The sequence below is a fragment of the Hyphomonas sp. genome (assembly GCF_022844445.1).
GTDB lineage: Bacteria > Pseudomonadota > Alphaproteobacteria > Caulobacterales > Hyphomonadaceae > Hyphomonas.
Genome location: NZ_JALHLS010000003.1, coordinates 1 through 14,960, shown reverse-complemented (window position 1 = coordinate 14,960; position 14,960 = coordinate 1). Strand labels below are relative to the sequence as shown.

Annotated in this window: 7 protein-coding genes; all 7 read right to left on the bottom strand. The window is 62.3% G+C overall.

The window, feature by feature from the left end; all coding sequences use genetic code 11:
* Nucleotides 1-3 precede the first annotated feature (3 nt).
* Nucleotides 4-2,769, bottom strand: a complete 2,766-nt coding sequence (locus Q0C17_RS04800) for a DEAD/DEAH box helicase (RefSeq protein WP_366914766.1) — start codon at nt 2,767-2,769, stop codon at nt 4-6.
* 4 nt (nt 2,770-2,773) lie between these two features.
* The gene (locus Q0C17_RS04795) at nt 2,774-7,948 is read right to left on the bottom strand and encodes a DEAD/DEAH box helicase (RefSeq protein WP_291202148.1); all 5,175 of its coding nucleotides are present in this window, start codon (nt 7,946-7,948) and stop codon (nt 2,774-2,776) included.
* A gap of 251 nt (nt 7,949-8,199) precedes the next feature.
* Nucleotides 8,200-11,703: a DEAD/DEAH box helicase gene (locus Q0C17_RS04790; RefSeq protein ID WP_366914763.1), complete on the bottom strand. Its 3,504-nt coding sequence runs from the start codon at nt 11,701-11,703 to the stop codon at nt 8,200-8,202.
* On the bottom strand, nt 11,690-12,472 hold the full coding sequence (locus tag Q0C17_RS04785; RefSeq protein ID WP_366914765.1) for a DUF1837 domain-containing protein: 783 nt from the start codon (nt 12,470-12,472) through the stop codon (nt 11,690-11,692). Before Q0C17_RS04785 ends, Q0C17_RS04790 begins: the two co-directional genes overlap by 14 nt.
* Before the next feature lie 82 nt (nt 12,473-12,554).
* Nucleotides 12,555-13,583 carry a nucleotidyl transferase AbiEii/AbiGii toxin family protein gene (locus tag Q0C17_RS04780; protein ID WP_291202140.1) on the bottom strand — a complete coding sequence of 343 codons (1,029 nt, stop codon included), beginning with the start codon at nt 13,581-13,583 and terminating at the stop codon, nt 12,555-12,557.
* Nucleotides 13,576-14,169 (bottom strand): DUF6088 family protein, encoded by a 594-nt coding sequence (locus Q0C17_RS04775; RefSeq protein WP_291202137.1) that lies wholly within the window; start codon nt 14,167-14,169, stop codon nt 13,576-13,578. The genes Q0C17_RS04780 and Q0C17_RS04775 overlap by 8 nt, the downstream gene beginning before the upstream one ends.
* A 117-nt stretch (nt 14,170-14,286) precedes the next feature.
* Nucleotides 14,287-14,889 (bottom strand): hypothetical protein, encoded by a 603-nt coding sequence (locus Q0C17_RS04770; RefSeq protein WP_291202134.1) that lies wholly within the window; start codon nt 14,887-14,889, stop codon nt 14,287-14,289.
* Nucleotides 14,890-14,960 lie beyond the last annotated feature (71 nt).

Here is a 14,960-nt window from a genome sequence, read left to right as displayed (position 1 = left end):
GGCTTAGGCCTCACCCGGCATTAACGTGAAGAGGCCGATCACGTCCGGCGGGAGCACCGCCTCCACTGTGACACGCGCTGCGGACCCCGACGCTGCGCGGAGCCGTGCATGGTCCGCCATGAGTTCTTGCGCGCGCAATCGGACGAAATCGGCGATCGGTCCTTCCAGCAATCTGGCTAGATCCTCCTTCGCTTTCGCGATGAATCGGTCGCGTGCGACGGGGGCCAAATCGGCCATCGCCGGTGCGTTCAGCAGTTTCCGGGCGGCCTCGCTGGCCGCCACGATCCGGCCGCCCTCGATCGCGACGAGCGCTGCTTCCTCGGCCAGCAGCAACCGCTCCTTGCGGGCATGGACGGTCAGCTTGAAGCGCACACGGAGCAGGACAACGCGAGTCAATTGCTGTACGGCGGCGGTCGGCCAGGCGCCGACCCGGCCTATGCCGAGACCTGACAGGGTATCGGGATCAAGCGAAGCCTCGACCAGTGCTTCGGCAAGCGTGGCCGTCAGGGGATGTGTCCTCGTCAGCAGCGCCGAGCCCGAGGGCGCGGGCTCGAGTGTTGCCAGACGCACCGATCCAATCAGATTGTGCTCGGCCAGACGCTCACGCAAGCCAGATTCAAGCGCATTGACGTGGGCCAGGAGTATGGTTTTCCGGGTTTCAAGGGGAACGCCAAAGCGCGCCATCGCCCGTTCGACGAAGAGCTTCGCATCCGCCGGAGAGCCGAGCAGCATACGGACCTTCTCCCATTCCGGAGCGACCTCCTGCGGCTTCATTGCGTTCTGGGCGAAACGCGCGCGGGATTTCTTCTCGTTCTCGGCGGCATCGCGCCAACGTGCTTCCATAACCCCGACACCATCGGCGAGGCGCAGATCGAGCGTGAGTTGGCGGGGTGCGCCACGGCGCAGCATCATCGACGCCATCAGCGCATCCGTCACCGGCCCCCGTTCATCGGGAAGCGGAACGGTCACGCCCGTCGCCTTGCGGATCTCCTCGGCCTTGCGAAGGATGACATCGAGCACGGCGCCGTCGATCGCGCTGTCCGGCGAAAACATCATCATCGATCGGACAAGCTCTGCCGGTTGGCCGAAACGATCGACCCGTCCTTCGCGTTGCTGATGTCGGGTCGGATTCCACGACAGGTCATAATGGACGACCGTATCGAACAGCTGCTGCAGGTTGATTCCTTCGGAAAGACAGTCGGTGGCGACGAGGATGCGCTGAACCTGCTTTTCCTCATCCACCGATGCCATGTCCGCCACGCGGTCTCGGCGTTCGTCGGGCGTAAGAACACCTGTTACGGCTTCGACGATCAGCTTTGGGAACGCCTTGCGCAGGCCATCGCGGACATGTTCGGCGGTTGCCAGATAGCGACAGAAGACGACGGGATTGGCGCCCTTCTTGATGAGGGGGGTCAAAGCATCGACCAAAGCGATCAGCTTGGGATCGGGTTTGCTGACCATTTCCTCGGCACGCTTGACCAGGGCAAGAAGTTCCGGGTCGACGTCGAAGGATGTACCCGGTTCAATATCGACCGCGTCCTCGTCGTCGCTGTCGTCGTCATAAATTTGCGGCTCGAGGCGATCGCTCTCGCTCGACATTCGGTTCCGCAGCGCGCTCACAGCCGCCGCCGGCGAAGAGCCGACGCAACGCATCAGGGCCAGCGTGCCCCAGAAGGCCAAGCGTCGTTCCCGCTGTCCGGATACTGCTCGGGAAACGATGCCAAGGCAGTAGTCGAGCGCGGTTTCCTGGAATTCGAGGTGCGCTGGAGAAAGACGGTAGGGAAATTCCGTTGTCTCATGCTTCGCGAAGGCGCGATCTTCGTCCCAATCCCCCGAGACGAGATCGATCCGGCGCCGCTGTACGAAGTGCCGCGCCAGACGCTCCCGGTAGCTAGCGTCCTCAAAGTTCATCGATGTGAATGATGGTTCGACCAGAGAGAGAAGGCGCGCGAAAGCGTCCTCATCCCCGGAATGCGGCGTGGCGGTCACAAGGATCATCCGCCGATCCGGATTCCGGGCCAGCCCTGAAAGAAGCTCAAAGCGCTGCTGCCGACCCTTGTGCGTGCCTACACAGGCATGCGCCTCATCGACGATAACGAAATCAGGGCAGGCGCGTGCGAAGTTTTCCCGGCGCTTCTCGGCCTTGATGTAGTCTAGGCTGACAACCGTAAAAGGATATGCATTGAATAAGGTCTGAGCGAGCGGCAGGCTGCGTTCCAGCCTGCTCGCCGTCCCCGACGTGACCGCAACAGCTTCGATCCCGAAGCGCACCTTCAGCTCTCCGACCCACTGTTCGACGAGATGCGGAGGGCAGAGCACTGAGAACGCATCCACCTCGCCGCGATCCATCAGTTCGCGCAGGATCAAGCCAGCCTCGATCGTCTTGCCGATACCAACGTCGTCCGCGATGAGCAGGCGTGGCACTGGCAGGCGAAGGGCCATCAACAAGGGAACAAGCTGGTAGGTCCGAGGTTCAAAGGCGAGTTGCGCGGCGGACCGGAAAGGACCTGCACCACGGCGCAGCGTCAGACGCATCGCATCCGCGAGGAGCGCAGCCTTCGCCTGAACGGTTGTAGCGGCGTCGGCAGGCAGATCAAATCGGGCAGGCTCAACCGGGAGGATCTCAAGCGCCGGGTCGAGGATAACCGCGTCGTTCTCACCGCCCGAGAGAGGGCGGAGAGCTAGAATGCCATCTTGAGGGGACGGCTGCGCGACCCATTCACGCCCGCGGGCGCGGACCAGATCTCCAGGGGCAAAATTCACTGTCATCATGTCATCCCCCAAACATCGAAATCATCGCGTGGGGCACGCCCGCTGCTACCGTCTCCGGCAGCTCGAACAGTGTCCAGCCCTTGGTTTCCGCCGCCTCGCGCGTTGCCTCGGTCAGAGGAGCGACGCAAGCGGCGACGAAATGACTGCGCCAGACGAAGCTCATCTCCTGATTAGAGAAGCTGACAGTGGAAGCGTCGGGGGCCGGAAGCCCTGTCTCCTTGAAGGCGCCTGTCCATCCACCACCGCCCTCAGCCGACTGGCCCGGCGAGGCCGCGAGCACCACCTCGCCTCGCGCCAGATCGATCAGCATCTGCTTTGCTTCATCGCTCGTTCGGTCGATCAGCTCGTGATCAGGCTGGTTGAAATAGGAGAGCAGGCAACGATAGCACCCGCGAACACAGGCCTCCCCGTCGTGACTGGCGAGCAGCTTGGCATCGCCAGCTGCGATCGCTTCGTCGACCTTCTCAAAGTGCATAAGGATCAGTGCTTCTCGGGCGACTTTGCCGAAGGCCTTCGGATCCTCGATTAGACGGCTCAACACGCCTGCGCCACCCTCTGCGGCTTCGTAGGCCAGAACAGCACGGCGGTTGTCGCGAGCGGGTAGTGGCTCGCCAAGGATCTCGCCCTCTTCCAGTTGGAAGACGACGGCAATCCCCCTCATAAGGGCATGCTGAACCGTCGGGATGGTCTTTGGCGCATAGGCCGTGGGTTCGTTGAAACGGAAGAGAAGCGCGTTCTTGTGGTCGCGGACAATGGGGACGATCCGAACGGGCCTCACAACATCTGGTGGCACGTCGATATCTGGATCTTCGTCTTCGGACTTCGACCAGTAGCCGCTACGTGGGTCGATATAAAAACCGAACTTGGTCTGTTGTGCCCGGCGTTTCAGCCCTTTGTTGATCCGACTGATCTCGGCGCTGTTGGCATATTGCAGCTTGAGGATCGAGGTATCCTCACAACGAAAATCCGCCTCGGTAATCTGGACCCGGCCGTCGCGCTTTGGCCAGGAGAAGACGGTCTGAATCTCGAAGCCCTGCCGGACGCGCTCTTCGTCATTTGCCGTGATCCGCTCTGTGGGCGCGGCTTCCACGTTGTCGATCCGGAGCGTCCTCTGCACTGGCATCTCACCCGCCATCGGGGCATCGCAGGCGTGGCAGCGCTCGACCTCGCCGTCATGACAGCCGCCGCAGTTCGAGCAGATGAAGATGTCTCGGGTGGCGAGCTCCGACCCGTCCCCCGTTCGGACTTCCGGCGGCAGCTTCGCCTTCATGACTCTGTAAGCGCGGCCTTCGTGATAGATCAGGCTGCGCGGCCCGAACTCCGAGATAGCCAGGAAGCGGGCGCGCTGGAGGAACGAGCCAGTTTTTCCATCCCCAGGGATGAAGGCATAGAGTGGCAGCCGCGGGAAATTATATCCCGGCAGGAAGCCCTCCGTCGCGAGATAGCGGTAAGAGTAAAAGTCCGATCCATTCGTGGCCTTGCCCTGCTCCAGAATGGTGATCTGGTCGCTCGCCTGCATTTGCGCAGCCTTGATTCGACGACGGTCCGCGCCCGAGAGGCCCGTGATCTCGGAGCGAGCATTGGCCTCCATCAGCTGCGTTCGTGCTGAGTTATACAATTCCCGCCAGCGACCGAACGCGCGATCGAATTCCTGCGGCGCGCGCTGGGCGACCGCGGAGACGAAGTCATCTGGTTCACTCATCCAGACCGGTTTCCGGCCAGCCACCGAGCCGAGAATCTGATCGAGAACGCGCTTCATCGGGAAATGCGCCCCAACCATCAACTCAGGCCGGTCGATGACGTCGTGGATCTCTTGCTTCAGCGGAGAGCCTGGCTTCGCCAAGTCTAGGATGTCGGGGATGTCAGGAGACAGAGCGAGCTTCGCTTCGGCAAGCCAGACGGCATGCAGATGCGAGCGCACGAGCTCTTCATTGGTGATGTCGAGCGCCGGGGGACGAACAACACCAGCCACCATCTCATTGCGCCGCTCGAAGAAATACTGGTCGTGCGGCGATTGAGCGGCGCAATAGGTCACAATGACCGCGGCCTGCCCGGAGCGGCCCGCGCGGCCGGCGCGCTGGGCATAATTGGCCGGTGTCGGCGGTACGTTTCTCAGATAGACGGCATTTAGCGCCGAGATGTCGACGCCGAGCTCCATGGTTGGCGAACAGAACAAGGCCGGCAGAAACTGCTCCGACTCACCTACCGCTTTGAGATCGGCGGCATTCTTCGTGAGATTCTCCCGGTCTTCCTTCTCAAATCGGAAGCGCCACTCGCGCCATTCGCGCTGTCTCTGGGAAACTTGAGCTGTATGTTCGCGGCCTTCCAGTCCCCAATAGCTGCTATGGCCCGCCTTCAGATGGGCAGCGATCTCATTGTAGAGATCGTGAAAATAGCGGTTGCCCTGCGCCGCCCCTGTCCTGATGGCTTCCCCAGGAACGATCCGAACCGCTGACGGTGACAGACGCCAACCTTGCAGGTCGGCCTCGATGTCGACGCGCGACACCAATCCCTCGCGAGCCAGAAGTTCCATCAGGCCCGTCATGACTGTCAGGTAGTCTGCCTTGCTGAGCTTGGTCCCAATGACGCTTTTTCGATTGATGAGACGTCCGATACGGGAGTTATGCCCAGCGCGGACGATCGTTTGTTCTTCCCGTAAGCCAACCCGATCCTTGCCTGGAGCTTGCAGAAATAGGGTCGTGCGGCTTCTCGGCGTCTCTTTCGCGTCGATGGCCCAGGGGACGCGCAGGAGATTTCGGGACTTTTGGGCGACGGCGTCGAGGACGGTCAGATCGAGCGCCTCCGTCCCAACGGCCAAGCCGTCGAGCATGGCGCCGAGGAGCAGCTTCAGCATCGCCTTGCGCACGGGCGCATCGAGCGTCCCAAAATCCGGCAAGACAGCCGTGAGGCGCTCTGTATCTTCCGCGATGTCATCGAGCCCAACGAACGCAACGTCGATGAGCTTGAGGACGGAGAGGCTCGGGTTGGTGTAACGCCATCCCCGACGCAGATCTGTCCAGAGCCGATGGGCGAGAACCTTCGCGAGAGAGCGCTGGGCGTCCTCACGAACTACAGCGCCCGCCTCGGGATCCAACATCCAATGGACCCGCGCGACCTTATTGCCCGCCGTAAATCCGAGCGCCTTCACGACCCGCAGACCGAATTCGTCCTCGGCTAGGCCATCGTCGCCAGCGTCCAGCACCGCTCGCAGGATCGCGCCACGCAGTAGGCTGACGAACAAATAGTCGTTGAAGTGGCCAGCCTGGAGGGCGGCGTCCTGCCGGTTGTCCGTGAAACCTAGGAGTTTGCGTTTCTCTTTGGGAACGCCGCTGTTGTTCCCGTTCATCCATTCCAGGGCGGTCGAAACGAGGAGCGTCGTTGCCGAGCTGCGGCCCTCACCCGACAACCCGGTGAGCTTGGTGCGTTCGCGCATGTTGGGATGCGGCTGGTCGAGACAGCACGGGCAGAAACCAAACTTGCCCGGTATGAACCAAAAGCTTTTACCCGCCGAATCGCAGCGCCCATCCGGGGCCACCGTGATCATCTGGGGCATCCTGCGTTTCCTGTTCGCTCGGAGTCGCTCGATGCCGTTGCGCTCCTCGCGCCAGTCCTCGGGGTACGCTTCGATCTCGCCTGTAAAGACGTACTCAGGATCGCCGTCGCCCGTAGTGGTCAGGTAGCCCGCCGTTTCTCCCTCTTGATCGTCGAGCGGCGCATCATCGATGCCCCTGGGCAGAAACAGGATGCCTTTGGCATCCTCGGTCTTCGTAATGACGTGGACCTCATGTCCGCATTCCCGACAGAAGCGGGTGGGATAGAGGCGGTGGCCCGGGGCACTTGGATCTTCGAGTTGACCTTCGAACAACACATTCCTGGGTTGGCCAGTCAGTGTAGTGAAAATCTCGCCAGCGCCCGAGATGAATCGATGGAGCTTGAACGCCAGGAATGCGCCGGTTCCCAAGCCGCCACGCTCAGTTTCCGGGAGGCTGACGCGCGTCAGGAATGCCTCGAGCCCGCTTCGGCAGGTTTCGACGCCGACGCCACTATCTTTTGAAAGCAGCGCTACGGCCTTTTCAAAAGGGATCGGCTTCTTGCGCTTGAGCTCCTGTGCGTCGTCCAGGCCAATCGCCAGTTCGGTCCATACCGCCAGCGGGTGTTCTTTCAGAACCTCATCTGTCAGCTCCGCTGGAAGTACGGATGTCAGGACAGGCGCAAGCTTCCGCCGCACATCGTCGAGCTTCAGCCGATCATCCGTCGCCCGTCGAAGCGATTCGTCGATGACGGATTCCGGCCCGATAGGGGTCCCGAAAAGGCGCGACGCAACATTCGCCACGGCCTCAGCGCGATTGATATCGGATCCTTCGCTCGCCATGGTGGCCGAGGTTCCAATGCAGATAGGTGCCTTGTCTGGCGTGCATCGGTCGCGAAGACGACGAACGAGGATCGCGACATCGGCGCCCTGGCGGCCGCGATAGGTGTGCAGTTCGTCAAGAACGATAAAATTCAGTCCGTTCGCATTCTCTATAACCTTGGTATCGAGCTGGTCCTGCCGCGTCAGCAGAAGTTCGGCCATCATGAAGTTAGTCAGCAGAATGTCCGGCGGGGCGTCTGCAATTCGTTGCCGATCTTCCTGGCTTTCCTGGCCGGTGTAGCGACGCACAACCGGCTTAAGCTCGGTCGGCAGGCCCGACTGTGCGATGAATTTCTCGATCTCATTGATCTGGCTGTTGGCCAGTGCATTCATCGGATAAACGAAGATGGCACTGGTTCTGCGCGGCCTCCCGGCCTTGCGGGCGCGAACGATCGCGTCGACTACGGGTACGAAAAAGCAAAGCGACTTGCCCGAGCCTGTCCCCGTCGTAACCACGTAACTCTGACCCGCCTGCGCCTTGGCGATGGACTGGGCTTGATGGCGATGGAACCGCAGGGGCTCTGACCCGAACCGGAATATTCTGCCCGTCGCTTCATCAAGATCGCCCGAGTTGACCAGGTCATCGACGGTTGGACCCCCAAGAAACTTCGGGTTGAGAGACAGCATAGCATCCGGCCAGAAACGCCCGGCATCGTACTGGCGATCAACCTCAGACTTGAGGTCATCAGATCGAATGGTACTGAAAGACCGCGAAAACCTGGCGTAAGAATCGACGAGGCGGTGATCGAATTCAAACGCCCGCATTGCCGCCCCCCGTCATCATTGTTCGGTAATTCACGTTCTCTAGCAATGCGCTACCGTTGCCCCACCGCACGTCCATCTTCAAGGAGTCGGCGATGTTTCTGATCTTTATCTGTACAATATCCACACTTCCCCCTCCCATTTTTCTTTCGTTATTTACAGGCGCTATTGGCGCGCTCAGCTATGTCGGCACAGCGCGTCATAAGCGCCGCGAAAGGTTCGACATCTTCATGCGGAGCCACGGCCTGTCCCCTTTACGCATCGGCCTGCGGCCAGCGCAGTTTCCCGCGGCCGACGCGCAGGGCTTCCACTAGCCTCGTATTACCCGACAATCGTCCCGAGAAGAGGCTGGGCTTGGGATCGACGGCTGGCTTCTTGAATGCGGCGACCCGCTGATAGTCCGGCGTCGCCAGCCAAGTCCGCCCGTCACCCTCGTCGGTGACGATCCGGTAGAGTCCGGCAGGCGGGGCGACGGCGATGTCGAGCAGGCGCTTGTAGTGTTCGACCGACCATTTCTGGATACCGCCGCTGAGAGCTTCGGTACGGAAGCGAGCCCATAGCGCCGCAGTGTCGGGTGTAGGCCAGTCGCTGGCGTCCGTGTAGGCCGTGATCTCGTCGGATTCGAGCCAGGCGCGCATCTCGGCGGGCGTGACGAAGACAGGCTTGGCATCCTCGATCGCCGCCATAGCCGCCCGTCGCGAAGGAAGGCCCGCGCGTATCAGCATGGACATCATGAATTGCGGGACGCCGGTTTCGACCGCCGCTGCGGCGCCGCCCGCCACCGTCTCCGGTGACCAACCAAGGGACATGCGACGGGTACGGACAGCTTCCAGCGCCCAGACCAGGCGATAGGTGAAGGCCTCTTCGACGGCCCGCATGTTTTGCGGACCGATCTTCGCGACATCCTCGCCTGATATCCAACTGCGCAGAATCGCCTTCCAATTCGCCGGCAGCGAGTTGGCCTTGTCGGGGATGAAGGGCCGCATAAATAGTAGGCGCTCCCCGAGACCGCCGAGGGTGTCGGCAAGTACGTCCACGTCGCCGCTCAGCGCCGCCTCATCAGCCTGGTCGAGGAGTTCGGCCAGTTCGTCGGCCATGGCGTCTATCGTGAGGCCAGCCTCAAGCCCAACGCCCATCGCGAAATGTCCGCGCCGCGCCTGGGCCGTCGTAGTCTTCCAAATGAGATCGGCGCGTGCCTCGAACACCTTCTTGTGCAGCGGTCCGACGTCCTCGCCTTCGCGGGCGATTTGGCGGGCCCAGAGCGATCCTTTGAGCGCCTCGTCCAAGAGCTGCGGCAGGTCGGCGCGGTCAGCATCGAGCGCTTCAATCAGACCGAATACGGTCGCATCGAGGCGTTCAACGATTTGCGAAAGCGGCTCCTCGTCGATGGTCTCCTCATCATCATCGCCGCCCTCTTCATCGTCGTCGCTATCAGCGTCGTATTCCGCGCCGGCAGCCAAGCGCTCGGCGACTGCGGCCTCCTCCTCGGGCGATCTCCAAGCTTCGCGGGAATTGGCGAGATATTCCCACGCATCATCGCGATCTAGGACACCTTCGCGGGATAGGCGTTCAAGGATCTCGGCGACGATCTGGATGAGGCCGCTTTTCAGTGTGCGGGCTTTGGCGGAGGCAACCAGCTTTCGCCATTCCCTCTTTCGCCAATCGATCTTATCGAACATGACGTGGACGATGAGACCTTCGACGTCCACAAAGGCGCGCCCGGCGCGGCCAGCGACGTTCGCGAACTCCTCGCCTTTGATCTTCTCGGACGCCCGATACAACGCTGGCACCAACAAGACGGCGGCGTTGAGGTTGAGGCCTTGCGACAAGGTCGGCGACGCGACGATGACTTTTAGGACCCCCTCGGACAGGAGGGCTTCCAGCTCACGCAGGAACGGGCTCGGCAGCCGGCCATGATGGATGGCGACGCCTGCTTTCAAGCAGGCGACGGCGGGATGGTCCTCGCCCAACCATTCCTTGCCCACCTCCAAGGCACGCGCGATCGACGCTTCGTCTTCCAGCAGCGAGTCCAGATAGCCACGCTTGCAGAGGTCCACGACTTGTTTGCCGTAGCTCTCGACCCAATTGGCCTGGGTAGAGAAGATGAGGGTCCGCTTGCCCTGGCTTGCGAACTCCCACGCCGCGAACAAGGCGAGGTGCGAGTTCTTGCGCGGATAGGGCTTCTTCTCTTTCCCGAGCGCCGCTTTCTCGACAACGAACTTGTCAAGAAAGGGACCATCATCGTCGAGGTCGAGCCGGAGCAGCCCGTCCTTACCCCGCCAGGTGAGTGCGCCGAACCGCTGTCGCGTGGGGCGCCAGTCGGAACGCACCGGCTCGCCCGGTTCGTCCGAGCGAATCCATGCGGTGAGATCGTCCAACTCGTCGCCGCTGGGCAGGATTGCGGAGAGACAGACAATCCTGCGTTCGTCCGCATCCGCGCGCCGAAGCAGACGCTGCACCAACGTCTCGTAGCGGATTTCGCGCTCGCTCGGGCCGATCATGTGGCCTTCGTCGAGGACGATCAGGCCGACATCATCAATCACCGACGAGTCGCTTCTCAACGCGAAGTCGAGCTTCTCGGGCGTCGCGATGATGATCTCGCGGGTGCGCAAAGCGTCTTCATCGCCAGCCGAAAGGCCGCTGGCGCCATAAAGCGAGGAGACGCTGAAACCGAGCGGCGCGAAAGTCTTTCTGAAGGATCGCTCGGTCTGGGCGGACAAGGCGCGCAATGGCGTGACGATCAACACCCGGCGCGCCGATGACAGGGTCATCAATGCGGCGATCTCAGCCACCCGCGTCTTACCGGCGCTGGTAGGCAAGGCCACGACCAGATCGTCGGTAACATCGGTGGAACGCCGGGCCGCTTCGCGCTGCGATGGCCATAGCTCCACCTCGGAGGTCTTGCGGGCATAGAGCGACGAGATGAACAGGCGCCGCAGATCGGGGTATTTCTCTTCTGTCCCCTCAGGCGGCTCGGTCGGCAGGGTCTGATGCAGCGAATGCTGCCAGAGGTCGTCGATCAGGTGGCGGCAGAGGTTCGAAATCCACCACAGCGGCACATTCTCCGCATTGTCCGCCAGACTGACCGCCGTGGCGAGCAGCGTCCGTGCGGTCTCGATCGGCTCGGGTTCACCTGTCTCGAGCGCGAAGTCAAAATACGCCAGCGCTCGGCAAATCGTCGTGTTGAGGATAGTCGACAGCACCTCGTCGATATCAGGCTCTTCCCCTCGTAGCGCCTCGGCGATCTGCTCATCGCCATGGACATCGTCGTCCAGCCATTCGCGAACGAAGCCACGTAGTTGCCCGAGATCGCGCAGGATGAGGTGTCGGATCGCTGTTTCACCCGGCGAGGCGTTGAGGTCGTCTGCCGTCTCGTTGAAGAGCGAATAGGCAACCGCCGAAAAGCCGGCCAGATGGTAGGCGGCGGCGGCGATCATGCGACGGAAGCCGCGATCCGGTGCCTCCGGGTCGCCGTTGCGCACCAGGGCTTCGAACGCATTGGCCGCGCGCTCGAACGCCTTGCTGGTCAGCTCCGAAGCGCTAGCCAGGGCACGCAGGGCCATCGCGCCTCGAAGTAGGGCGAAGCCGTGTTCGGCAAGATCGGTTTCGATCGTCGCGCCGAGGGGCGGTGCATTCGACGGCAACACGCCTTCCTCGCGCATCAGCGACCAGGCGGCACCACGATAGAGCAGGCGCCCAAGGATGCCGTCGGCGGTCGCGGTCGCCAAGAATACCGTTAGCTCGTCAATCGTCTCCAAGGTCTTCCGCCTCCTGATACGTGGCCGCGATGAAGTCCTGGTGATCTTCGACGTGGATGTTCACGACGTATTGGTCCCGGTTGGTTCCTGTGGCGTCGAGATCACCCTTCAGCGAGGCGTGGGGACCGTTGCCCGATACGGTGAAGAGCATGTGGTCGATGCGATCGGCGCGAAGGGACTTCAGGCCTACCTCGTCACGGAGGCTGCGGCCCAGCGCGTTGTCGTCCGTGTCGTTGCTCTCCAGCAGGCGGTTGGCGACGAACAGCAGGGAGTCGGGCGTGCAGCGGCCGTTGTCGCGGTTGAGCACCTTACGCGCGCTCGTGACCGTGGCTTTGCCGAGCACCTTATTGCTCTTGGCTTCGCCTTTCAGGAGCCAAAGCTTCTCGCCAGCCCCATCGTATCCGGCGCCGATGAAGTCGTCGCCGCGCATGGCCATGTTGCGGCCGTCCTTGTAGCGGAGGCGGCGCACCGGGACGCGCAGGCCGATCTCTTCCTCGACCAGCTCGGTCGCGAGAATTTCGCCGAGATCGCCGGAACGGCCTTTCGGAGTTTGGGGCATCGCCTCGCTGAGGATACTGGCGGCGACTTTGTATCCGAGCCGCTCGACGTCTTCGGCGATGCGTTCAAGTCGATCGTAGTGCGAGCGGACAGTCTCGGCGAGGTCATCGCGAATCTCATCGCGGCCCTCATCCTTCTCGACATAGGTCCAGTAATGCCTCCGCTTGTCCTTTTCTTTGGTGGCGTCGCACCATCTCTCGTACAGTCCCACGCATTCCCCCCTTGCCATCGCGCTGTGCAGTTTGATCACTCGGTGATCTCTGCGCCTCCGCTCAATTCCACAAACACGACCCCTAAGTCATTTCTTTTGCAGCCGCATTGTTCGCACGCGTGGTGATGTCGGCGCACCGCGCCATCAGCGTGTCGAAAGGCTCGGCGTCTTCCAGGAGAAGCCCATCGTCGACCATACTGGCGTAGTCCTCTTCCAGCGCCTTCAGACCGACGCCGGCGGGCACGAGCCGCAGACCGCCGTTGACAGCCGCCGCGTAATTAATGGGCGTGCGATCGGACGCTTTCTCGGCGAAGAACATCGCCTTGTGGCGCGCTACTGCGTTCGCCAGCTCGCGATCGGAGAAGGCGGACGCCGCGAAACCGGCTTCGTCCAGCCGTGCAACATCATGCCAGTGACGAGCATAGCGATCCCCGCGCAGCCGCTCCTGCAGGCAGAAGACATGGATGGCGGTCGCCTTCTCCCAGAAGGTTCGCTCCGCGTGCATGACGCGGGGACGCGCCGTGGGAAAGGTCACGCCCTCGATCAGGCCAGACGCATCGCAGGCGATGTCGCGCGGGCTAGCGGGCTCGCCCGTCGATCGTGCGCCGAATTCGAGCATCACGCTCGGCGCCACATAGCCTGAGCCGGCCGTCACGGCCTCATAATCGATGAACAGCTTCTCGCCTTCGACGCGGATCGCGGCCGTCAAACCTTCAGCCGCGAGCGCCGCCGCTATGATCGGCTGAACACTTCCTTCGACCCACTCGGGCAGGCGCTTGCGCACCTCACTGGACCAGCGCTTTTCCTCGCTGCGGGTTTTCGGCAGCGCTTCGCCATTCTCGCCGACCAGATCTGGGGCAATCGCTCGGATGTCGTAGGTCAGATCGACGTCCTCCGAGAAGCGCCGGATGACCTGATAGGCCTTGGACAGCGACGTGCCGCCCTTGAACACGAGATGTTCGCCGAGCGCCGAGCCGTAAAGGGTGGCGAGCGCCCAAACCACCCATACGTCCTTTTCCAGGAGGTGCGCCGGCCGACCCGATCGGTCGGCCGCGACGCCGAGCGCGTCGCGGCGATCGTTGACCGGAAGGTGGAGAAAAGGATCAGCCATGCGCGGCTTTTCCTACGCTGCGGGCGAGCCAGGTCGGAAGCTGCGGCGCGACCGCGACCAGTTCGCTGAAAGCGCCTGGGGGGAGTTTCCGCTTCAAGGTCTGGAGCGCGGCCTCCGCCTTCTCCGGTCCAAGCCACGCCAGCGCCCGTACCGCCTCGCCAGCGGGTCGATGCGCCATGGCGAGTTGCCAACGCGGCGCGTGGCGAAGCTCGACGACCTGCTTGCCGAGGTTCATCTTCCGGGTGCGCCCGGAAGTCAGATAGACCGACCGGATCGGCACCTGGGTCGTGAGGCCCAACGTGTTGGCCGCAGCGGCGCCGCTCGGGACGATCGTCTCTCCCCGCTGGTTGGCCAGAGCCTCGACGGCCTGTTCCACGGAGGGAGATCGCGTGCCGAACCGGCTCGTAATCGGGAGGAGATAGACGCCGCGTCCGGCCCGGATCAGTTGGCCTCTCTCGGTGAGGCGCGACAAAGTCTGGTCCACCGCGGCGCGGCTGCCGAGGTGGAGCAAGCTTTTAGCCGCGACCGGCGTACCCTCAGGCAGCCCTTTCGCGTGCGCTAGAATCTCTTCGGTCAAGCGTTGCATAGCCGTTCTCCTGTCAGAAACATATACGGTTTTCTGACACTTTTCAAGGAGGCGGCTTAAGGCTGCTCGAAAACGGAGGACTGCCCGCGACTACTGGGATGCTAGCCGCACGCTCGGCTATTTCAGGAACGGCGCCGCGATCTCCAGGAGTCTCGCGCGTTCCACGCGACGCTCATTCAGCATCGATTCCGCCAGATCGATCACAAGACCCATCGGGAGACTTCCGGCGAGCTGCTGGCCAGCCGTCATGAAGGCCCGATCGTCATCCGCCGGCCAGGTCTTGTCGGCCCCCTCGCGATCCTCGCCAAAGAATTTGATCTTATCGAGCGCGGCGTTATTGCCGATGGCCAGATGGATGAAGGTCCTCTCATCAATCACAACGCCCGCGGCGTTCGTCAGACGCCGTGCCATGAATAGATTGTACTCGACAGCATAGGCGGCACAGGCCACCAAGCGTCGCTGCTGGGGATCGCCCACGGGCATGCGATTGCGCGCGCGTCCCTGCGAACCATCATCGTCAACGAACTCGATGAATTCGGGAATAAGGCCAACCACCAGGGCAGCGCAGGCATGACCAGCCTCGTGGAGGCAGATCGCTTCGTCAGATGGCGTCTCGAAATCGATCAGGTGCGGTATCCGCCTCAAGACAACCTCTCCCCCACTCTGCTGCTCACGTCGCCCGAAAAGCGCTCGCAACCACCCAACCAGTGCCTTGATCAATCAACCGGCTCCGCCAAACCGCCATCGACAGGAGCCGACGCCTGAACCCGTCCCAACAAGAGCGGCAGCTT